Raw genomic sequence first — 21,282 nt, 5'->3', positions numbered from 1 at the left:
ATTCTTTCTCTATATATACAGCACAAACCCATGGATACAAGTCCATACGGCTGATAAAATCATTGGTAATAAGACCTGCGCACCCTATTATTTTATCTCCATCCATCAGCAAATACCATTGTGGCAATGGACTAGAAGTAGCAATACAGTTTGATATACAGTCTTCGTAAACCATCATACTTTCTTCTTTTGCCCATTTGCTCTGAAAATACTCAATTGCTCTATCCTTATACTCGGGATGTTCTTTTATTGATAAAACTTTCATTTAAATCCTCCTAAATCAAATATAAATAATTTTTACTTCACACTTAATTACTATTTAAAGTTAAAGTAATTATATCATAGATACCTGAATTTACTAATTGAATCTTTTAAAGGTAACTCTCTATATGAAATACACTTTATATATGAGTTGTTAACAACAGCCTCATTTATTTCTTCTACTTGATTATCCTCCAATAGATTCAAACTGTCACTTGTTATGTAAGTTGGTATGCTACAGTGGATATATACTGGTCGCTTAAGATAAAATTATTATTTTTACTTTTTATTACAACAAAACTATAATAATCTGTAGGAACTCCATCTTCAAAAAAATAAAATATGCTACAGAGAACAAACCCTGTAGCAATTTCAAATTAAATCCCATCTTGTCTATTTAATTTACATAAAACTATTAACGTCCTCTAAAACAACTCTTGTTTTTGCATCTATAAAGGCAAGGTTGCTTAAATAATTAAACTTCTGCTATTATGGAGACTTTATGCAGTGATTGAGATATTATTATTTATTAACAAGTAGCTCCACCAACTAAGTGAAGTTTTGCCTGTAATATTTCATCTTTTCTTTCTAATATTTCATTTGATAATAATTCAGCTTCTATATTTTCAAATCCAATTCTTTCAATTGTATCAGAAAGGCGCTCACCGGTTCTTCCTTTTTCTCTATATAATAAAAGTGTTTTTTCTATAATACTTAATGCTTCTTCCTTATCCGTAAAAATTTTATTTAATGCTTTTCCTTTTGCTGTGAGCTTACCCCAGCGACCTCCTATATAAATTTTATAACCTATGGTGCCATCTTCCATTGCATCAAAATGACACTTTCCAATACAGCGTCCGCAATTGTTACATATATCCTTATCTATATTCAATACACTGTCTGCTATTTTGGCAGCTTTCATAGGGCAAGCTTCTGCTACAGAACACTTTTTACATCCATTACAGCTGTCTTCATCAAAATTAGGTATTCTTTGTCCTATAATTCCTAAATCATTTAAATCCGGCTTTACACAGTTATTTGGACATCCTCCTACTGCAATTTTAAATTTATGAGGTAGCTTTACATCTGAATATCCCTTATAAAATCTTTCATGAATTTCCTCTGATAGAGCATAGGTGTCAATGAGACCATATTGGCAAGTTGTTCCTTTGCAGCTTACTATTGGACGAACTTTAGAGCCTGTACCACCAGTAACCAGACCTTCTTTTGCAATATAATTTCTAAAATCCTCAATTTTATCATAAGGAATCCCTTGACATTCAATTGTAAGACGTGTAGTCATAGTAACAATACCGTTACCATATAGTTGTGCTGCTTCTGCTATACATTTTATTTGATCAGAAGTGATTTTACCATTTACCGTAATTACCCTTCCTGAAAAATTATCTGTGCCTTTGTTGCTTAAAAAGCCAAGAGCTTTTACTCTTTTTTCATTTTCTGCACTAATTGTTAATGTAGCCATAATATTTCCTTCCCCCTTATACAATATTGTTTTTCCCTTTAAACTGTAAGCTTTTACTGTTTTATTTCATTTTAAATTTATTTATTCAATAGAATTCAAGGTTAAGCCACCTTCAAGAACCAATGTATTGGTATATCCATAAAATTTTAATCGGTTCTGCAACAGGTACCCACGTTTACCTTTCGCACATACAAGCAGTAGCTTATCCTCCTTATTAAGACCTTCCACCTCTCCCTTTACTTTCGTTAGATCAAGGTATTCTGCTGATTGGATTGTAGGTTGAAGAGAAACATCTATAATTTTATAATCAGAAGCTTCCCCTCTTTTATAAGCAGTAGGTGTAATTGTTGTAAAATCACCCTTTATTTTATTTAGCAAAATATTTACTGTGTTCGTAAAGGGATGAATTGCCGTTGAAAAAGGTGGTGCATAGGCCATATCCATATTCTCTAAGTTCTCTAAGGCAGCATTTAAAGTAAGTGCTGTTACTGCAATATCAACTATTTTATCAACTGCACCTTTACCAAGCACTTGTATACCTAAAAACTTATGAGTAGCCTTGTCTGCAACCATTTTTATAATGAAAAATGAAGAGCCTGGGTAGTAGTGAGCCTTATCATCTACCACAGCTATAACACTTATGGGATCATAGCCATGCTTTATTGCATCTACTTCTGATAGTCCTGTTTTTCCAACATTAAGCTCCGGTAATTTTGCTACACCTGTACCAAGAACACCTGGGTAAGATATATTTTTATTGTTTATATTCCCAGCTACTATGCGACCTTCGATATTTGCAGAGGAACCCATTGGTGACCATGTTGGCAATTTGCTTATCCTATTTGTTACACAGGCACAATCTCCAACAGCAAAGATATCCTTTACATTTGTTTGGAGATGTTCGTCTACCTTAATTGTTCCATTTGGCATCAATTCAACATGGGAATCCTTTAAAAAATCAGTATTTGGTTTAATGCCAATAGAAAGAATAACTATATCTGCTTTCATTTTTTGTTTATCAGTTTGAATCTTTTCGACTTTTCCTTCTCCTATAATAGCTTCAAGTTTTGTGCCGGTAAAAGTCATAATTCCTTTGTCAGCTAGATGGTTTTCTACATACTCTGCAATTTCAGGATCAAATCCTGGTAAGATGTGCTCTGCTGCATCAATAACCGATACTTTTACCTTTTGATTGGCAAGGTTTTCAGCAACTTCTATACCAATAAATCCGCCACCTACTACAACTGCACGCTTTATATCGCCAGCTTCTAATGATTCTTTTATATGAATGGCATCATCTGGTGTACGTAATACAAATACACCCTTTAAATCTATTCCTTCAAAAGGAGGTTTTATTGGCTTTGCACCTGTTGCCAGAATAAGTTTATCATATGAATAGCTGGAAACTTCTTTTGTATTTAAATTTACAGCTTCCACTATTTTTTTGCTACTGTGAATTTCAGTTACCTCTGTTTCTGTTAAAACATTGACACCTGTAAGCATAGAAAATTTCTCCGGTGTATTTACAATTAGTTCTTCTCGATCCTTAATAACATTTCCAATATAATAAGGAAGTCCACATCCGGCATAAGAAATATCTTTACTCATTGTCAAGATGGTAACTTCATCTTGTCTATTTTCCCGTTTTAGCTTTGCTGCTGCTTTCGTTCCAGCAGCTACCCCACCTATAACTAATATTCTCATAATATAACATCTTCCTTCATCTATATTTATAATTCTATCTGTATAGTAGTACTACTTGTCTTTATCATACCACTTGTTATTAAATAATAAAAATGGTATTATTTTATAATAATGATAGGTAAAACCTATTAAGTTTTAGGTATTATAAAGATAATAAAATAAATTTATAAAGAAAGGTTTATAATCAATATGACAATTCGCCATTTAAAAATCTTTATAGCTGTAGTAGAAACAGGTAAAATGAGTACAGCTGCAGATCTATATTATATTTCACAACCAACCGTTAGCCAGGCAATTAGGGAATTAGAAGATCACTATGGTGTGTTATTGTTTGAAAGAATTTGTAAAAAACTATATATTACAGATGCAGGAAGAAACTTATTTACCTATGCTAAAATGGTAGTAAATCAGTTTGATGAACTAGAAGATAACATGTTAAAGGGGTTTTCAGAAAAACTCCGCATTGGTGCTACCATAACTGTAGGGGCTTGTATTATGCCTGAGCTTATAAATGAATATAAAAAAATAGCACCTCAGGTGGAAACTTTCGCTTACATTAATAATACCAAGTCTATAGAAGAGAAATTACTTAAATCCGAGTTAGATATTGGTATTGTAGAAGGTAAAATTAAAAATCAAGATTTAGTCGTCACTCCAGTGATAAATGATTATCTTGTGATTGTATGCAGCAAGAATCACAGACTTTCAGGGTGCGGAAATGTTTCTATTAAAGATTTAGAAAAAGAACCTTTTGTAATGCGTGAAGAAGGAAGCGGTACTAGGGAACTTTTTGAGAATTATATTTCTAAGTGTGGAGCAAATATAAAGATTAAATGGGAAGTGAACTGTCCAGATATGATGAAGAAAGTAGTGATTGCAAATAACTGCCTTACAGCTATATCTGCAAGATTAGTTGAGGAAGAAGCAAAAAAAGGTTTGCTTTATGTGATAAAAAGTAATGATCAAGCCTTAGATAGGTCTTTTAGTGTAGTATACTACAAAAATAAATTTGTTAATGACAACATGAAGAACCTGATGCACATATTAGAGAAATATAAGGACAAGCATATTTTAAGTGGAATATCCACTGGAAGCTTAGTGGATATTTAATATTTTTAATCACAAGGACTTTTTTTATAATTTTTTAACATGTCTATAAATACTATCGCACCCTTTGATGGAGTGATTCCCTTTTGTAAAATATACGAAAAGGGACGAATATATTGCTGAGGAGTTTTTAAAATAGAAAGTTCTTTATTTATTAATGCAGTTTCAGTAACAAGGGAAGATATAAATGTAATGCCTAAGTTATTTTTAACTGCTTCTTTTACAGAATAATTGCTTCCAAATACAATGACATTTTTTGCATTAATATTATTAGTAGATAAAAAAAGTTCTAAATATTCCCTTGTTCCAGAACCAATCTCCCTGCTAATCCAGGTTTGATTTCCTAACTCCTCAACTGAAAATTTTCTACTAACTAGATAATGATTATAAGGAACAGCAACTACCATTTTATCTTTGTAGAAATTATTAGTTACAAAATTAGAAGATGGAACAGTACCTTCAACTAATGCTAAATCAACTTGAAAGTTTTTTACTTTTTCGCAAATATTATGGGTGTTTTCAATTGCAATTTCTAGTTCTAAATCCGGATAGGCTTTAGTGAATTGACCTAAAAAGTGTGGCAAAAAATACTCTCCTATAGTAAAACTAGCTCCTATACGCAGTCTGCCCTTCACAATATTTCCATAATCCAATAAGTCATCCTTTGTGTCCTCTAATAGCTTAATAATTTGTTTTGAACGTTCATAAAGTAAGTTTCCTGATTCAGTTATATGTATGTTTTTTTGCTTAATTGAACGTTGTATTAGTGTTGCATTAAAATACTCTTCAAGATGTTTAATATGTAAACTTACACTAGGTTGGGATAAATTAATAGCCTCAGCTGCTTTAGTAAAATTTTTATATTCCACAACTGATATAAATGTCTTAAGTTCCTCTATCATAAAGTTTTATCCTTTCCAATAACCATTAAATATTTTAATGGTTATCATGATATATATATATTTTACTTATGGTTATATATCTATTATACTCAAACATGTAAGAAAAATCACTTCATATGAAGAGTAGAATTTGGAAGGATGATATAAATGCAATTAAATTCATTTGCATCTAATAAAAATGCTTTTAAAAAGGCAGATAAAGTTATTAAGATTTTACCGGGACTTATCATATGTGTAATTATTGCTTGGATAGGAAAGCTTATAGGAAATTATGTGCCTAGCATAGGCGGTGCATCTATGGCAATATTTATAGGTATGGCATTTGGAAATACATTAGGAAACAAAAAAATATATTCAGCAGGAGCTAAATTTGCTGAAAGTGATTTGTTATCTTATTCTATAGTTTTACTTGGTGGCACATTAAGTGCTCAAACTCTTCTTAAACTAGGATTTTCAGGAGTTGCTTTCATAGCATTACAAATGGTTATAACAATTACTTTTGCAATACTTATAGGAAAAAAACTTGGCTTTTCAGAAAACTTCCGTTTTTTAATGGCAAGCGGTAATGCGGTATGTGGTTCTTCTGCTATAGCAGCTACTGCTCCTGTTATAGACGCAGATGATAATGAAAAAGGCATAGCTATAACAATAGTAAATGTTACTGGAACAGTTTTAATGCTGCTACTGCCATTTATCGCTGCAGTAGTATTTTCTACTGAAACAATAAAAACTTCTGCTTTAATAGGAGGTATACTTCAGTCTGTAGGTCAAGTTGTTGCAAGTGGTAGTTTAGTAAATGAACAGGTTAAAGACTTGTCTACTATATTTAAGATAGTTCGTATAATATTCTTGATTTTTGTTGTATTAAGCTTTGGTACAATGAAGAAAAAATCTTCTACAACAGGTTGTAAAAATTCTAATTCAAAGGTAAAGGTACCTTGGTATGTAATAGGTTTCTTTATGATGTGTTCCTTATTTACAATGGGTGTGTTTTCCCTAGAGCTTTCTAAAATATTTAAATTGATAAGCAACAACTTTGAAATAATTGCCCTTGCAGGTATAGGAATGAGAGTAAATTTTAGAGAGCTTATAAAGCAAGGGGCTAAAGCTTCAATATATGCATTAGGGATTGCTACAGTTCAGATCCTATCGGCTATTGTGCTAATAACTGTTCTTCTATAAATTATTCTTTTTACAGGAATCTTGTACCCAACAATCCCAAGACAGAAATAGGACAACAAGTCTTTCTCTTGCAAAATTATCAGAGAGACCTATTACTGATACTGAGTGGTGAAAACTATAAAAGTATTTTAAAAATTAATGCTTAAAATACTTTTATAGTTGTTTTATATGGTATTCCACTTAAAAATTTAGCATTTTCATCTAAAATTCTTAATCCATATCCCGATTCTTTTTCAGCAGAATAGAAAACATTTACACCATCGATTTGAGTAAAGTTTCTCATTTCCACTTCATTAAACTTCGCATATTTACCTTGGAGTCCAGATTTGTAATCCCCTTTATTAACTTTTCCTGAAAGAATATCAAAACTCTTAATCTCTTTCCATTTGTTATTTATTTCTTGATAAACCTTACCTATGCGATCCAAAGAACTTACTAATATGTAATAATCCGTATCTGATTTAAATTCTGCCCTTCCATCAGCCTTTACCTTATCATCTTTATATAGTTTATCTGCTAAATTTGTATCTATCTTACCACTTATAGGTAAACTATTTTCTTTTTGAAATTGTTTTACTGCTGATATAGTATCATAACTGTTTAAATTTCCATCTAACTTTAGTTTATAACCTAAAGCAATAAGTTTTTTTTGAATATCTAAAGATATTGGACTAAATCCATTATTATCATCCACAGAATCATAATAGTTATTATTAATATAACCTAGTAAGGCTTTAGCTGTTTTAGGCCCAAAGACTCCATCTGTACTTATGCCTAACTTTTTCTGTACACTCTTAACAGCATCTTCTGTGCGCTTTCCATATATCCCATCTTCAGGAAGTTTAACCGCAAAATATGAATTTAAAACCCCCTGTATGTTTTTAACAATATCCCCTTTTGTATTTAACTTAATAGTTACTTTAGAATAATCATTATAATTATATATAGTTGTTTTAGATACTTTAGTAGTTTTTGCTTGCTGTGAATCCACAGTTTGTTTTGCTGAAGTTACTGAAGATTCTACGTTTTTTCCGGTGTCCACAGATACTTGGCTAGATTTACTATCATCATTTAATGAAGCCTTATTATGAGTATAATCTAGTAATGCTTTGGCTGTCTTAGGTCCAAAGATTCCATCGGCATTTATGCCTAACCTTTTCTGTACACTCTTAACAGCATCTTCTGTGCGCTTTCCATATATCCCATCTGTAGAAAGTTTAGCTCCAAAATATGAATTTAAAGTCTCTTGAATATTTTTAACAGCAACCCCTTTTTCATTTAACTTAATATTTGCTTTAGAGTAGTCATTATAATTATATGTAGCTGATTTAGGTACTTTAGTAGTTTGTCCCTGCTGTGCTTCTACAGCTTTTTTTTCTAAAGTTATTTCAGATTCTGTATTTTTTTCCACCCCTGCAGGCACTGAAGTAACTTTACTATTATTATTGGATGAAGTATTGTTAACATAATCTAGTAAAGCTTTAGCTGTCCTAGGTCCAAAGACGCCATCAGCATTTATACCTAACTTTTTTTGTACACTCTTAACGGCATCTTCTGTATACTTTCCATATACCCCATCTTCAGAAAGTCCAGCTCCAAAATATAAATTTAAAACCCCCTGTACGTTTTTAACAATATCCCCCTTTGTATTTAACTTAATGGTTACTTTAGAATAATCACTATAGTTATATATATCTAGTTTAGGTATTTTACTATCTATTACTTGCTGTGCATGTGCAGTTTTGCCTCCTAAAGCTACTCCAGTTACTATGGATGCTGCTATTAATAACTTTTTTGTGCTCTTCATAAGTTGCTCCTCCTTAAAACAAATTGTCAATAATATATTTTCCCTTCGACAATTTTTAATATTTTCCGCTGCTTTTATTATAGCCCTGTCCACTGTTAGTTTTGCAGACTGCAAAAGTCACATCCCATAAGTAAAAAAGTCACAAAAAATAGGGACTAAAGTCCCTTAAGATTGATGCAGATAAATAACATAAAAGCTTGACTTATACTAGGGATATATTCACTATCCTTTGTTACGGCAAATATATTCCGACCTGTAAGTCAAGCCTATTAATCGCTTATCTATATTTATTTATGTAATATTCCTCAATATTATTTTGTAGTGCGAGGATTGTCGCTTGAACTCTATCATTTACATTTATCTTTTTAAAAAGGTTTGTAGCATAGTTTTTAACTGTTTTTTCAGAAAGATACAGCTGTTGACCAATTTCCTTGTTGCTAAGTCCTTTGGAGATTTCAATAAGCACTTCAACTTCTCTTTTAGAGAGGTTATCTAAAACACTTAGTGTTTTCTCTTCCTTAATTTTTATATGTGAAAAAAGAATGGACACTAATGATTTATCAATATATTTTTCACCATTATATACTAATCGAATTGCATTTACAATCTCTGTTCCTGCAGAATCCTTAAGCATATAGCCATCTGCTCCAATTTCTATTGCTGTATTAATAGTCTTTCTATCATTTTCAACAGTTAGCATTATAACTTTAGTATTAATTCCCTGATCCCTTATACTTTCAAGAGCCTGGATACCATTCATAATAGGCATATTGCAATCTAAGAGAACAACATCTATCTGATGCTCCGTTAAAAGCTTCAAAGCCTCTTCTCCATTTTTTGCATCAAAGGCAACAACCATATCATCTTCAAAGCTTATAATTCTCCTTACCCCCTGCCTTACTATGTCATGATCATCAGCAATTAATATTCTTATCATCACGTTTTTCATCCTTTATCACCTCTCGATTAATGGGAAGCTTAATAATATAAGCGGTACCTGCTCCCTCTGCAGATCTAATTTCAATCTTCCCTTGAAGCTGATTTACTCTATCTAAAATGCTAATAAGTCCATAGGAAGATCCCTGTGTTTTTACTGTCTTTAAAGTTTCCTCTACATCAAATCCAACACCATCATCGGTTATAATTAGTATTAGATATTTTGTCCCATAATCTAGCCTTACTTCTACATGCTTTGCCTTAGAGTGCTTTCTAATATTGTTGAATATCTCTTGAACAATTCTATATACTGCAATCTGAATAATGTGTTCTATTTCTGTATTAATAGGCTTTAGGTCTAATTTCACATCAATGTCTAATTCTTGAGAAATTGCATTTACAATTTGGTAAATAGTTTCACTTAACCCCAAATCATCTAAAGACATTGGTCTTAAGTCAAATATAATACTTCTTACTTCCCTTAAAGCTACCTTAGCACTTTCCTTTAAATCTGCCAATTCCTTAAGCCCTTCTTGCAAATCCCTTTGAATGACCATATTGCAAATATCAACTTTCATAATTACATTTGCCATATGCTGAGCAGGTCCGTCATGAACATCCCTTGCAATTCTCTTTCTTTCATTTTCTTGAGCCTCTAAAACCTTTATACCAATAAACATTTCCGAATTTTTATCTGCTCCTTCTAGAACAGAAAAAATGTCTCCCTCCAAACAACCAATAGCTATACTTATTTGATTAATCACGTTTTCCCCGTTCTTAACATTCATAATTGTATCTTTAAGGGCTCTTTCCAAACTATCTCTTCGTTCTCTTAATGATTTTTCTGCATTTTGTTTTGTAAGAAATTTAACTCTTATATTTGATGCCTCTTCGTAAGCCTCCTTAATATCATTTTCAGTAAATTTTAAAAAATTTGCAGAGACCTCAGCCAGCCTTCTTCTACAAGCCCTATCTTGTTTTTCTAGTTCATCAACCTCATCAATAACCTTAGTAACTTCACTTCTAACTTGGTCCAATTCAAACATTAAGTTGTCTTGATTCCTTCTTATGTTGTCCACAATATCAAGTATTTGTCCTCTGCTTGAATTTACCTTTTCTATTATATTCTTAATTATTTTATTGATTTCATTAACAGCCAAGTCCATATTGCCAATCATGCCTCCATCTCAATGAAAAATAAAGCTCAAACTAAAAAATTTTAGATAAAAATCACTGGATTTATACTATATGAAGTATTCTCAATTTCATTATTCAATGTTACTTCTATAACAAAAATTAGCATATTCATACCTTACCTACAAATAAATACTTGTTGGCACTGGAAAGAATTTAATAATGAAAAAAAGAATATCCTTTGGTTAAATAAATTTTCATGAGAAATCTACAAAAGTAGGTTCTGCATATTTTACCAATAATTATAATAAAGCATTTTTTAACAAATTAACAGACATAATTTCTGGAAATGTATTAAATAAAGCCAAAAAAACTATAATTTTGACTTTATAATACAACATTTTAATACTAAATCATATTTATATTCAATATTATTTTTTCACCACATAACCTAGTCTCTTAGCTAGTTGCTGATATGAAATGATTGAACTTAGTCGAAAAAAGTGTTATGCTATCAATGTTAAACTCAATAGAGTATCTCTACTGCATAAAAATCAAGTATAAAATTGCAAATGATAAGAGAATATATTAAGAGCTTATTTTTATAAGCTCTTTTTTAGTGATAAAGAGAGGTAATAAATATGATAAAAGTTGATAACTTGTCCTACTCATTTCCGGAAAAGGACCTATTTCATAACATTTCATTTACATTAGAGGATGGTCAGCATTGTGCCTTTATAGGAACAAATGGCAGTGGAAAAAGTACACTTATAGATATAATTATGGATCCAGAAAAATATATGTTTGATGGAAAGCTGGAGATAGACCCAAATTGTAGAATTGGGTATGTAAGTCAATTCTTACAACTAGACAAAACAAAAGACACTACGGTTTTTCAATATATAAGTCAAGAATTTATTAGACTTCAAAATGAAATAACATATATTTGTGCTGAAATGGAAACATCCACAGATATTGATTCTTTACTAGAAAAGTACCAGCAAGCTTTAGATGCATTTGATGCAATTAATGGGAATGATTTCGAAAACAACATTAATAAAAACCTAAATCTTGCAAACTTGATGAAGTGTAAAGATTTAATGATATCTGAGCTTAGTGGTGGAGAATTTAAGCTTATTCAAGTAATTAAGGAAATGCTAAATCGTCCAGACTTAATAATTATGGATGAACCGGATGTGTTTTTAGACTTTGAAAACCTTAATTCTCTTAAAAACTTAATTAATTCACACAAAGGAACAATGTTAATTATTACCCACAATAGATATCTATTGAATCATTGTTTTAACAAAATTCTGCACCTTGAGAACATGGAGCTCCAAGAGTTTGATGGAAGCTATATTGATTATAACTTCACATTACTTCAAACCAAAATTGAGTTACAGGAACTAGCAATTGCTGATAATGAAGAACTTGAGAGAAACGAGAAGTTAATAAAAAAACTAAGAATTATTGCAACTGAAAATTCTGAATCTGCTAAAGGTAGGTCTCTAAATGCTAGAGTTAAAATTCAAGAAAGATTAGAAAAGCGTAGAATTAAAGCGCCATTTGTAAATATTAAAAAGCCCAATATCAGGTTTTTTACAAATAATAAATTGGAAGAAACCACTGTTTTAAAAGTTAATGATTACAGTGTTGCCTTTGATGATATACTTCTAGAAAATGTTAACTTTGAGATTAAATCTACTGACAAAGTAGCCCTTATCGGTTCAAATGGTACTGGTAAAACGACTTTACTACGAGAAATCTTTGAAAACAATCATGATTCTATTGAGATAAATGAACAGGTTAAAATGGCTTATTTATCTCAACTTCAAGGTAAAACACTAAATGAGTCCAATACGATACTTGAAGAGTTTTTAGATGCTGGTTTTAAAACCTATGAGGAGATTAGAGCATATATTTCAAACTATGGCTTTGAAGAAGAAGCCATTAATCAAAAGATAGGGTCTTTATCTGGTGGGGAAAAAAATATGCTTCAATTGGCTAAAGTTTCTGCTAGCAAAGCAAACCTGTTGCTTCTTGATGAACCCACAAGTCATTTAGACACCTATTCACAAATGGCACTGGAAAAAGCCATAGAAGATTATAACGGTGCAATTTTAATGATTTCTCATGATTTCTATACTGTAGTAAACTGTATGGATTTTGTTTTAATCATTGAAGATAAGACAGTTAGAAAAATGAGTATACGAAAATTTAGAAAGATGATTTATGCTAGTCATTTTGACAAAGACTATTTAGAAATTGAACAAAAGAAAAAATTAGTTGAAACAAAAATAGAATTGGCTTTAAAAAATACTGATTTTACCCTTGCAAAAGCTTTATCTGAAGAGTTAGAAAAACTGATTAAGTTACTCTAAATTTAGTAAGTAGCAAGAGGAACGTAAGCGATAAATTACCTAGTGTAGGGCTAAATAGAAACGGCCATCCGATAAGGTGGCCGTACTTTTCGATTTAATTATTCTTTTTACAGGAATCCTGTACCCATGAATCCCAAGGCAGGAATTCCTCTAAGAATTCTGGATTTGCTTCGAACTGAATATTATATATTCATGAGTCTCATTGGCGTAGGATAACATAGTCAAGTTCTATAGAAAAAATTTGCACCTCTTATGGGTGCAGTGCATCACATTATACTCAAGTGATATTGTGCATATACATTATAATTTTATATTATCAATTAATTCTTTTATTTTTTTAGAGTTTGTACTTGATGCATTATACTCAGCATCTTCTAAAAATGAACCTAATAAATTTTCACTCATTATCTGTAGGAATTTATCTCTTTCTTCGTCTACCTCTAATATTTTAAATAGCAAATCGGTTCCAACTAACTTCTCTTTAAATACCCCTGCAAGAATCATAGCTATAGATATTTGGAACTTATAATTTTTACTTGATATACCGTAAATTTCCTTAGAAAAAGGAAACTTAACTTTCTCTTGTAGTTTTATGATAAAGTTATTAAATATATTAAACTCTTCTACAACCTTTTTAAAATCTATTATTGATAACTGCTCATCTTGCTTTTCTAGTTCTTTTTTCATCTTCATATATTCTTCTGCATAAACTAGTGATTTATCATATTTAGTATTAATTCCACTTTCAAGAATACTTAATATTACAAATATACCTTCTTGAACTTTCTTTTTTTGTATCCTATCCTTGGATGCATTGTACGCATCATATAATTGTGTTGGTGATTTTTCTTTATATAATTGATATACGAAGTCATTTATATATGCATTTATTTTCGAATTATAAGCAGCATGTCTAATTTCCTGTGGTGATAGTGGTTTTGTTCCTTTATTATATCTACTAAATATTTCCATCTCAAACTCTAACCCTGGGAAATCACCAAATGTTATTGTCAATAGCTTTGCATCTAAATAATCACCCTTTACTTCTATATCAAGGTCTTGGAACTTATTTCCATTCATATTGTCCAGTAAATCTAACCCATCTAGTTTAAATACATTATTATAAAATCTATGAAGAGCTCTTAATCTATGTTGTCCATCAACTACATTTTTAACTCTTACGCCTTTGTACTTATCTGTAGCTAAAAAAATTGGTGGTATAGGTATCCCTAATAGGACAGATTCTATTAGTTTAACTTCATCTTCTAACTTAAACCTGTATTCTCTTTGATAATCAGGAGCTATTATTATGGAACCACTATACTTTAAAATTTCATCTTCAGATAACTCCGATTTTATTTCCTGTAATTCATAGCCCTTATTTATATTTTCTATTAAAACTTTAATTGACGTATCTTCATTTTTAGGATTTATTCTATATTTTTTATCCATAAATATTATTCCTCCATTAAATACTGTTTTATATTATCTTTCATAAGAATATCTTTTGCAACTGAAGTTAACTCTGGATAAATTTGTGTCATTCCAATTCCCATAGAATATAATGAAACTAAAATGTCTTTTTTGCTTGTTCCTTTTATAATCACTTTTCTTAAAATAGAATCATCTATTATTATGTCATCTAATGCATCTGATCGATCTTGAAAATAAACAAAAACACCATTTTGTGCATTTATTCTTCCATTTAACTTTCTTCCTTGTACTACAATTGGTCCATCACAGTCATCTAAACTCATGCCCTCATTCTCTGATAGTGTTATTATCTGAGACCTACAGCAACTTCTATTATTGAGCTTAAGTGGATCTATAAACCAAACAACTCCATCCATCTCATCATAATCATCAAAAGCGCTTTCTACAGAAAACATTAATGAAATTATATGTGAATTTGTAAAATCTAATAATCTTGTCGGCAGGCCATAATGTTGTGCGTAAATCATCCATTCATAATCACTTTTCACATCCCAAGGTTTATCTATATAATTGTGACTATTTACTTTAAACTCATTTAAAAAATATGCTATGGATTGTCTAGTATGTTTCATATGTCCATCGTTATCTTTCCTTAATGCTCCAGGTAATAGCTTATGATGTAAATTAGCTTGTCCTCTAGATAATGTAAATTCCTTTGGTAATTTTTCAACATAATCCATAAACTCACTTAACTTACTTATATAAACCTCTTCTTCCATCTACTAAATTCTCCTCTATATTACACTTAGTTATAATTATATAATTCAAATTATATCATAACATATCCAAATTTAGTATATTTATCTAATACTAGTCAGTAGGAAAAATCAATATGTTGCAAACACACATTTTAAATTATTTAAATTGTCAATCCATAATTGAATATGCATTATTATTCTAAACTAATTCTTTTAACGGATGTCTAATACTAATTATTTTATCTTCATACAGTTACATTAGTTTTAATACGATATTTCTACCTATAAAATTAACCCACCCAAGTAATATTAATCGCTAGATCTAATTTATGTATCTACTTACTGTAAATACGGGAAAAACCCACGACATTTCTGTCGTGGTTTTCATGGTGGAGGCGAACCTCATTGAATTCCTCACCAAAGAACATAGTATCCTGTAAATACTTCTTTCAGCTTGGTTTGCACAACTGCTTAATGCAAATAAGGTATAGAAGATAGTCTTCCATACCCTATTATTAATTACTCAGTATAACAAACGATAGGCGTTCCTGGTGTGATATTATCATATATGGCATTTGCTAAATAATATGGTGAATTAATGCATCCATGAGAACCACTTTTTACATAAATATCTTTTCCAAACTCTGTTCTCCATGTTGCATCGTGAATACCTATATTTCCGTTAAAAGGCATCCAGAAATCAACTGGTGAACTATAGCCTTCTCCCTTCAATGTAGCATTTCTTTCTTTATAGTTTAATACATATGTTCCTGCAGGTGTTCCGAAATTTGCACTTGTATTTCCAGTAACAATATCGCCTTCTGTAACAAGAGCTCCATTCTTATAAAACCACATATGCTGTCTTGTTAAATTGATTTCTACATAGGTACTTCCAATATCGTTTTTATCATGGGATACTGCCTTTTGTGAATATATTGGTTCTTTCTTTGCATCCTTGCCCTTTTTTATCACTTCAATTAAACTCTTTACTTCTTCTGCCTTGCTAATAACCCATCCGTAGTTACCACCATCTACTTGTACAATTTTTCCTGTTGATGCAGCAAACTTTCTTGTTTCTCCAAAGGTATTATATTTAACAGCCAATGAATCTACATAGGTTCTAACCTTTTTTTCATTAAATCCAACCTTCATATTTTCATCTACATAAAGCCACTTGTTTATAGTTGACCCATCTAAAATTTCTTCATTGCTGCCAAAATTATAGGTAACCTTTAAATTTGTATATTTGTTTAGAAGTTCCATAGCTTCTTTAGCTTCTTTAGATTTTGAAGTGTATTTTGGCTTTTCATAACAATTAGCCTGCTCTAGATTTAATAGATTATTTTGATTTAAAATTGCATTTTGTACACTTTCATAAACAGCTTCTTTTTTTATTTTGTTTCCGTTAACCTCAGGTATCATCTTATAACCATTATCTGAATACTCAAAGGAAACATCTTTAGGTTCATTTACCTCTTTACTGCTAAAGAAATTTTCCTTATTTAATTTTTCTTTCAATAACTCTTTGTCAAAGGTTATTAAACCCTCTATCTGCTCATGATTTTTATTAAAAATGGAAGAGATCCATTTAAATGAATCTTGCTTACTTTTAAATTCTTTAATTTTATTCCCCTCATTAATTGCTAATCCAATCTCTTTCCCATTGATTTTCCCTTTAATTCCATCTTGTCCCTCTATTTCCAACGAATATTTAGAAATAACTGATATTATTTTTTCCTCCGCTTGTTTTGTAGTTTTAAGCGAAACATCAATGCCATTAATTTGTGAACGAAAGAAAAAATGATTAGCAAAAAATATTGTTGCTGCTAGATACATAAAAGCTAAAGCACTTAATCCTACTATAATCTTTTTCTTATCACTCATATGTTTGTTTCTTTTTTTCCTCATAATAAATATCATCCCTTTAATTATTGTTAATATGCAAAATTTTATCTTTAAAATACCTTTTATATTTTAACATTTTATTTAAAATAAATATATAAATATTAAAATTATTATTAGGGAAACTACATTAAATTTTAAATTATAATTAAAGTGGATTAATTTCTTGGATTTACTACAAAAAAATGCCTAAAAGACTGATTATAATAAAAAAACTGTAATTTAGCATTATGCTATAGTACAGCTTTTTCGCAACTGAATTATTAGTTACAACTACCTATATTGTTAAAATTTAAGACACGGACCGTGACCGGTAGCCACAAATTTAGGATTTAACTGCATCAAAGTTTGCTGCAGTTTTGCTCTTGCTTCAGAGTCTGACACCTGCTGCGGAGTAATACTGTCTATTTCTACTTTCCAATTACCTTCTATTACTGTATTATGGGATTCTCCAAAGCCAAATACTAAATCACTGCTAAAGAATATTCCCCTTTTGTTTTCTATTAATAATAACCCTTCCCACAGGTGCATTTCAGATGGATAGTTAATGAACTCAAGCTCATAGTCACTGGAAATTAGCTTCTCTCCTGGCTTTTTAACTAGTACATCCTTTGCTATTCCAAATCCACTTAACTGTCTTGCTGTAACCTCAGAACAGATTGGTTTGGCCTCAGGAAAATGCTTTAGTATTAGAGATAGACCTCCGCATTCATCTGATTCAAAGTGAGAAACAAAAATATATTTTAATGTTCTTCCATTAAGAATCTCTTTTAACTGCGGTATAAGAGCCTCTGTCTGCTCCATGCTACCTGTATGAACTAATATAGGCTCATCGGCTAATAACAGATACTGGTGAAATGTAAGGTCTATAGGTGGAACATAGGAACTAAACTGGTGTAAATCTTCGTAAATATTTGACTCTTTAACAACAACATTCATAATAATAACTTCCTTTCACCCTTTTAATGATTATATATTATTTTGTCTAAAACTATTTTATATATGTCAACCTCAATTTTGTAAATGGAGGACTCACTTAGAGTTTTGCAAGCCCTTATAGTATCTTTAATATTTCTACTGTATAATTTTCACTTGGAGCATTAACTTCAACTATATCCCCAGCCTTTTTCCCCATCAATGCTTTACCTAAATCTGATTCTACACTTATAAGCATATTTTCTGGATCTGCATCGATAGTGGTTACTAATGACATAGTTTCTTCGTATTCATCCTCTATAAATTTAGCAATAAACTTACTGTTAACCCCAAGTACTGATTTATCTAAACTTTTATCGTCTATTACAGTTGCAGTTGAAATCATAGTCAATAAATATTGGATTCTGTTATCATTTTCTCTGTAGTTTGCACAAGCTTCTTTATACTCTGCATTTTCCGACCTATCCCCATGTGCAGCAGCCTCTAATTTCTCCTTTGCTATTTCCGCTCTTTTTACTGTCATTCTATATTCTAATTCTTCTTTTAATTTATTCATATTTTCTTGTGTCAGTATATTATTCATAATAAGGTAGCCCTCCTTAAGATATATTACGTTACTATTATAGAATAGCCTATATTATTATTATTTTAATAGTAAGTCATTAATTAGGCAAGAATTATGTAATATACATCTCATTTCTATGGAAAATGGAAAATTTTATAGTTAGAGAGGCAGTTTATGCTAAATATTTGTAACTTTTCATTTACTTGATATATAATTAGACAAATAGGTGATTGTGATCTATTACATTTTAATAGCATTTTTAGGAGGAATTTATTATGGCTACTTTTGAAGATTTCATGAAATTAGATATTAGAGTTGGAGAAATTACTAAAGTGGAGTTTTTTGAAAAAGCGAAAAAACCTGCTTATAAATTATGGGTTGATTTTGGTAATGAAATTGGCATAAAAAAATCCAGTGCTCAGATTACTGACTGTTACAGTAAAGAAGAACTTGTAGGTAAGCAAGTTTTAGGAGTGGTAAACTTTCCGCCAAGACAAATTGCTGATTTCATGTCAGAGGTGCTAGTCTTAGGAGTTTACGCTGCACAAGGAGTGGTGTTGATACAACCTCAACAACCTGTTAAAAAAGGTGACAAATTAGGATAATGAGTAATTTTTATAAATACCCTGGGAGGTAGATTTATGGCCAAGACAATTGCGATTGTAACATTTATGGAGTTGGCTGCAGAGTTTTATTCAGGACAGTTAAAAGAATTATTTGGGGATTTAATTGAAACTAAGTTATTCTCAGTTGAAAAGCATACAACTAACCAAGGGATAACTGGAGATATTATTATTGTTTCAACTTATTCAATTTATAAGGCAATAAAAAATAACCTTTCAGTTGAAAGTGAAGTAGTAATTCCTAATCTGACCTTATCTAAATCAGCTCTTAGTAAAATTAAGTCAATTCCTAGGGGAACAAAATGTATGCTTATCAACTCTAGTATAGATATGTGTATTGATACTATTTCTTTGATTGGGCAATTAGGTGTAAATCATGTGGAATTTGTCCCTGTGTACCCTGGAATGAGTAAAATTCCAAATCTTAAGTTAGCAGTTACACCAGGTGAATCAAGGTTTGCCCCTAAAAATATTAGTAAACTAATAGATATTGGTGATAGAATTTTTGATGTTAGTACTATAATAGAAATAGTATTAAAACTTAACCTTGAATTTTTGCTTAAAGATGAAAAGTTTATCCGCTACTCTGAAAGAATTGCAACAAACACCTACAGCCTGGAAAAGCTAGCTGGTAAGACAAACAAACTTGAAAGTCAATTTGATATTTTATTAAGAACACTTGATGAAGGCATAATTGGTATTAATGCTGATGGTGTTGTCTTTGCAATTAATAGCAGTGCTGAAAGAATTATTAAAAAAGAAAAAGATGAAGTTATTGGCAGAACAGCAAAAGAACTTTTTAATTATATTCCCTTTGAGGAAGTAATGGACTCCATGAAACCAGTTAGGTGTAAGTTAATAAAAATAAATGATATTTATATTGATTTAAGTATAGAGCCCGTTGTTAGTGGAAATATGTTTATCGGCATATTTATTATCATGAAAAAATTTAAAGATACAGAGTATCAGCAACAAAAATTAAGGTTGCAGCTTTTAAACCGAGGTTATAGAGCTAAATATTCCTTTGAAGATATTATTGGAGAAAGTGCTGTTATAGTTAAAACCAAAAAAATAGCAAAAAAGATGGCAGCAACTAATTCGCCCATATTAATTACAGGTGAAAGCGGCACTGGTAAAGAACTTTTTGCTCAAGCACTTCATAATAGTTCCTTGAGAAAAGACTCTCCTTTTGTAGCAGTAAATTGTGCTGCTATCCCTGAAAACTTACTAGAAAGTGAACTTTTCGGTTATGAAGAAGGTGCTTTTACTGGGGCTAAAAAAGGTGGGCGGCCTGGCTTATTTGAATTTGCTCATATGGGTACTCTATTTTTAGATGAAATAGAAGCTATGAGTTTGAATCTGCAATCGAAACTACTAAGAATTTTACAGGAAAAAGAAGTTATTCGTTTAGGTGGAGATAGGGTTATTAGTGTAGATGTTCGGGTTATTGCTACAACAAATGAAGATTTAACTGAACTAATCTCTAAGGGTAAATTCAGAAAAGATCTTTATTTTAGGCTAAATGTTCTTCCATTAAATATTCCCCCTCTGAGAGACAGAGGTAACGATATTTTACTTATCCTAGAGAAGATAAAAAAAGATTTAAATAGTGAATTTGAGCTTTCCGATGAGATAGAAAAAATATTTTTGAATTACTCTTGGGAAGGAAATATAAGAGAACTTAAAAACTACATAGAATACCTAACCTGTATTGCTGAAGATAAAATAACTATTGATGATCTCCCATTAAGCCTATTAGATTCAATAAATAATATAAATATCATATCTGCTTATGACTATACAAAAGTTAAGGATATTGTGGATTATAAAGACTTTATTGATGCTGTTAATGACAAACTTAATGATTATATAACTATAATGGATCAGCTGTTCCTATGCTACCAAAAGCGTATTGGAATTGGCCGCAGATCCCTTTCAAAAATAATAGAAGGGAAAAACTTATTTTTAACTGAGTCTGAAATTAGAACTATATTTTCCAACTTGCAAAAATACAAAATGATAACAATATCTAGAGGCAGAAGTGGCAGCAAGCTAACTGAATTAGGTATTAGTTTTATGAATAATGTTAAAAGGGTTAAATAGATTGAAGTTAAGTCTATTTAACCCTTTTATTTTATAACTAATTAAGACATATTGCTGAAAACCA

16 protein-coding genes and 1 pseudogene are annotated in these 21,282 nt (G+C 30.8%); 5 read left to right on the top strand and 12 right to left on the bottom strand.

Translation table 11 applies throughout. From position 1 onward, the window contains the following. The 3 genes and pseudogenes from P8V03_RS17420 to P8V03_RS17410 form a co-directional block, all read right to left on the bottom strand. Positions 1 to 265 (bottom strand): annotated as a pseudogene (locus tag P8V03_RS17420) (GNAT family N-acetyltransferase); the annotation flags it as partial. A 525-nt stretch (positions 266 to 790) separates the two neighbouring features. Further along, entirely contained in the window at positions 791 to 1,744 is a 954-nt protein-coding gene (locus P8V03_RS17415) for a (4Fe-4S)-binding protein (protein WP_318799150.1), read from the bottom strand. An 81-nt stretch (positions 1,745 to 1,825) separates the two neighbouring features. Then, complete coding sequence (locus tag P8V03_RS17410; RefSeq protein ID WP_318799149.1) at positions 1,826 to 3,448, bottom strand: FAD-dependent oxidoreductase; 1,623 nt, start codon at positions 3,446 to 3,448, stop codon at positions 1,826 to 1,828. A gap of 189 nt (positions 3,449 to 3,637) precedes the next feature. On the opposite strand from P8V03_RS17410, the gene P8V03_RS17405 reads away from it, so the two are divergent. Then, on the top strand, positions 3,638 to 4,558 hold the full coding sequence (locus P8V03_RS17405; protein WP_261669798.1) for a LysR family transcriptional regulator: 921 nt from the start codon (positions 3,638 to 3,640) through the stop codon (positions 4,556 to 4,558). A 5-nt stretch (positions 4,559 to 4,563) separates the two neighbouring features. On the opposite strand, the gene P8V03_RS17400 is transcribed toward P8V03_RS17405, so the two are convergent. Next, positions 4,564 to 5,457 (bottom strand): LysR substrate-binding domain-containing protein, encoded by an 894-nt coding sequence (locus tag P8V03_RS17400; protein WP_318799148.1) that lies wholly within the window; start codon positions 5,455 to 5,457, stop codon positions 4,564 to 4,566. A gap of 147 nt (positions 5,458 to 5,604) precedes the next feature. Between P8V03_RS17400 and P8V03_RS17395 the strand changes: the two genes are divergently transcribed. Continuing rightward, positions 5,605 to 6,639: a YeiH family protein gene (locus tag P8V03_RS17395; RefSeq protein ID WP_261669796.1), complete on the top strand. Its 1,035-nt coding sequence runs from the start codon at positions 5,605 to 5,607 to the stop codon at positions 6,637 to 6,639. Between the two features lie 142 nt (positions 6,640 to 6,781). On the opposite strand, the gene P8V03_RS17390 is transcribed toward P8V03_RS17395, so the two are convergent. The 3 genes from P8V03_RS17390 to P8V03_RS17380 form a co-directional block, all read right to left on the bottom strand. Beyond that, a complete protein-coding gene (locus P8V03_RS17390; protein ID WP_318799147.1) occupies positions 6,782 to 8,446 on the bottom strand; it encodes a peptidoglycan-binding domain-containing protein in 1,665 nt (554 codons plus the stop codon). A 277-nt stretch (positions 8,447 to 8,723) separates the two neighbouring features. Next, complete coding sequence (locus P8V03_RS17385; protein ID WP_318799146.1) at positions 8,724 to 9,395, bottom strand: response regulator transcription factor; 672 nt, start codon at positions 9,393 to 9,395, stop codon at positions 8,724 to 8,726. Further along, on the bottom strand, positions 9,361 to 10,560 hold the full coding sequence (locus P8V03_RS17380; protein WP_318799145.1) for a sensor histidine kinase: 1,200 nt from the start codon (positions 10,558 to 10,560) through the stop codon (positions 9,361 to 9,363). Before P8V03_RS17380 ends, P8V03_RS17385 begins: the two co-directional genes overlap by 35 nt. A gap of 597 nt (positions 10,561 to 11,157) precedes the next feature. On the opposite strand from P8V03_RS17380, the gene P8V03_RS17375 reads away from it, so the two are divergent. Further along, positions 11,158 to 12,897 (top strand): ABC-F family ATP-binding cassette domain-containing protein, encoded by a 1,740-nt coding sequence (locus tag P8V03_RS17375; protein ID WP_318799144.1) that lies wholly within the window; start codon positions 11,158 to 11,160, stop codon positions 12,895 to 12,897. A 300-nt stretch (positions 12,898 to 13,197) separates the two neighbouring features. On the opposite strand, the gene P8V03_RS17370 is transcribed toward P8V03_RS17375, so the two are convergent. The 5 genes from P8V03_RS17370 to P8V03_RS17350 form a co-directional block, all read right to left on the bottom strand. Beyond that, the gene (locus P8V03_RS17370) at positions 13,198 to 14,349 is read right to left on the bottom strand and encodes a DUF262 domain-containing protein (RefSeq protein WP_318799143.1); all 1,152 of its coding nucleotides are present in this window, start codon (positions 14,347 to 14,349) and stop codon (positions 13,198 to 13,200) included. A 5-nt stretch (positions 14,350 to 14,354) separates the two neighbouring features. Next, positions 14,355 to 15,110: an FRG domain-containing protein gene (locus P8V03_RS17365; protein WP_318799142.1), complete on the bottom strand. Its 756-nt coding sequence runs from the start codon at positions 15,108 to 15,110 to the stop codon at positions 14,355 to 14,357. Positions 15,111 to 15,608: 498 nt separating this feature from the next. After that, positions 15,609 to 16,997: a L,D-transpeptidase family protein gene (locus P8V03_RS17360; protein ID WP_318799141.1), complete on the bottom strand. Its 1,389-nt coding sequence runs from the start codon at positions 16,995 to 16,997 to the stop codon at positions 15,609 to 15,611. A 279-nt stretch (positions 16,998 to 17,276) separates the two neighbouring features. Further along, positions 17,277 to 17,930 carry an oxygen-binding di-iron domain-containing protein gene (locus tag P8V03_RS17355; protein ID WP_318799140.1) on the bottom strand — a complete coding sequence of 218 codons (654 nt, stop codon included), beginning with the start codon at positions 17,928 to 17,930 and terminating at the stop codon, positions 17,277 to 17,279. A 115-nt stretch (positions 17,931 to 18,045) separates the two neighbouring features. Beyond that, positions 18,046 to 18,510, bottom strand: a complete 465-nt coding sequence (locus tag P8V03_RS17350) for a GreA/GreB family elongation factor (protein WP_318799139.1) — start codon at positions 18,508 to 18,510, stop codon at positions 18,046 to 18,048. Positions 18,511 to 18,767: 257 nt separating this feature from the next. Here P8V03_RS17350 and P8V03_RS17345 point away from each other — a divergent pair, with 257 nt between their 5' ends. Together P8V03_RS17345 and P8V03_RS17340 are read left to right on the top strand one after the other, a co-directional pair. After that, positions 18,768 to 19,097 (top strand): tRNA-binding protein, encoded by a 330-nt coding sequence (locus P8V03_RS17345; RefSeq protein WP_318799138.1) that lies wholly within the window; start codon positions 18,768 to 18,770, stop codon positions 19,095 to 19,097. 36 nt (positions 19,098 to 19,133) lie between these two features. Continuing rightward, complete coding sequence (locus P8V03_RS17340; protein ID WP_318799137.1) at positions 19,134 to 21,218, top strand: sigma-54 interaction domain-containing protein; 2,085 nt, start codon at positions 19,134 to 19,136, stop codon at positions 21,216 to 21,218. The last annotated feature ends 64 nt before the right edge of the window (positions 21,219 to 21,282 follow it).

It is taken from the genome of Clostridium tanneri (assembly GCF_033659955.1).
In the GTDB taxonomy this organism is placed as follows: Bacteria; Bacillota; Clostridia; order Clostridiales; family Clostridiaceae; genus Clostridium_AM; species Clostridium_AM tanneri.
The sequence above is the reverse complement of the archived record's forward strand: the minus strand, read 5'-3'. Positions and strand labels throughout refer to the sequence as shown.

Bases quoted from the DNA above. Each gene is read 5' to 3' on its own strand.
- P8V03_RS17400 (WP_318799148.1), bottom strand. From the start codon at position 5,457: ATGATAGAGGAACTTAAGACATTTATATCAGTTGTGGAATATAAAAAT.
- P8V03_RS17390 (WP_318799147.1), bottom strand. From the start codon at position 8,446: ATGAAGAGCACAAAAAAGTTATTAATAGCAGCATCCATAGTAACTGGA.
- P8V03_RS17340 (WP_318799137.1), top strand. From the start codon at position 19,134: ATGGCCAAGACAATTGCGATTGTAACATTTATGGAGTTGGCTGCAGAG.
- P8V03_RS17365 (WP_318799142.1), bottom strand. From the start codon at position 15,110: ATGGAAGAAGAGGTTTATATAAGTAAGTTAAGTGAGTTTATGGATTAT.
- P8V03_RS17370 (WP_318799143.1), bottom strand. From the start codon at position 14,349: ATGGATAAAAAATATAGAATAAATCCTAAAAATGAAGATACGTCAATT.
- P8V03_RS17380 (WP_318799145.1), bottom strand. From the start codon at position 10,560: ATGATTGGCAATATGGACTTGGCTGTTAATGAAATCAATAAAATAATT.
- P8V03_RS17360 (WP_318799141.1), bottom strand. From the start codon at position 16,997: ATGAGGAAAAAAAGAAACAAACATATGAGTGATAAGAAAAAGATTATA.
- P8V03_RS17405 (WP_261669798.1), top strand. From the start codon at position 3,638: ATGACAATTCGCCATTTAAAAATCTTTATAGCTGTAGTAGAAACAGGT.
- P8V03_RS17345 (WP_318799138.1), top strand. From the start codon at position 18,768: ATGGCTACTTTTGAAGATTTCATGAAATTAGATATTAGAGTTGGAGAA.
- P8V03_RS17395 (WP_261669796.1), top strand. From the start codon at position 5,605: ATGCAATTAAATTCATTTGCATCTAATAAAAATGCTTTTAAAAAGGCA.
- P8V03_RS17375 (WP_318799144.1), top strand. From the start codon at position 11,158: ATGATAAAAGTTGATAACTTGTCCTACTCATTTCCGGAAAAGGACCTA.
- P8V03_RS17355 (WP_318799140.1), bottom strand. From the start codon at position 17,930: ATGAATGTTGTTGTTAAAGAGTCAAATATTTACGAAGATTTACACCAG.
- P8V03_RS17385 (WP_318799146.1), bottom strand. From the start codon at position 9,395: ATGAAAAACGTGATGATAAGAATATTAATTGCTGATGATCATGACATA.
- P8V03_RS17350 (WP_318799139.1), bottom strand. From the start codon at position 18,510: ATGAATAATATACTGACACAAGAAAATATGAATAAATTAAAAGAAGAA.
- P8V03_RS17410 (WP_318799149.1), bottom strand. From the start codon at position 3,448: ATGAGAATATTAGTTATAGGTGGGGTAGCTGCTGGAACGAAAGCAGCA.
- P8V03_RS17415 (WP_318799150.1), bottom strand. From the start codon at position 1,744: ATGGCTACATTAACAATTAGTGCAGAAAATGAAAAAAGAGTAAAAGCT.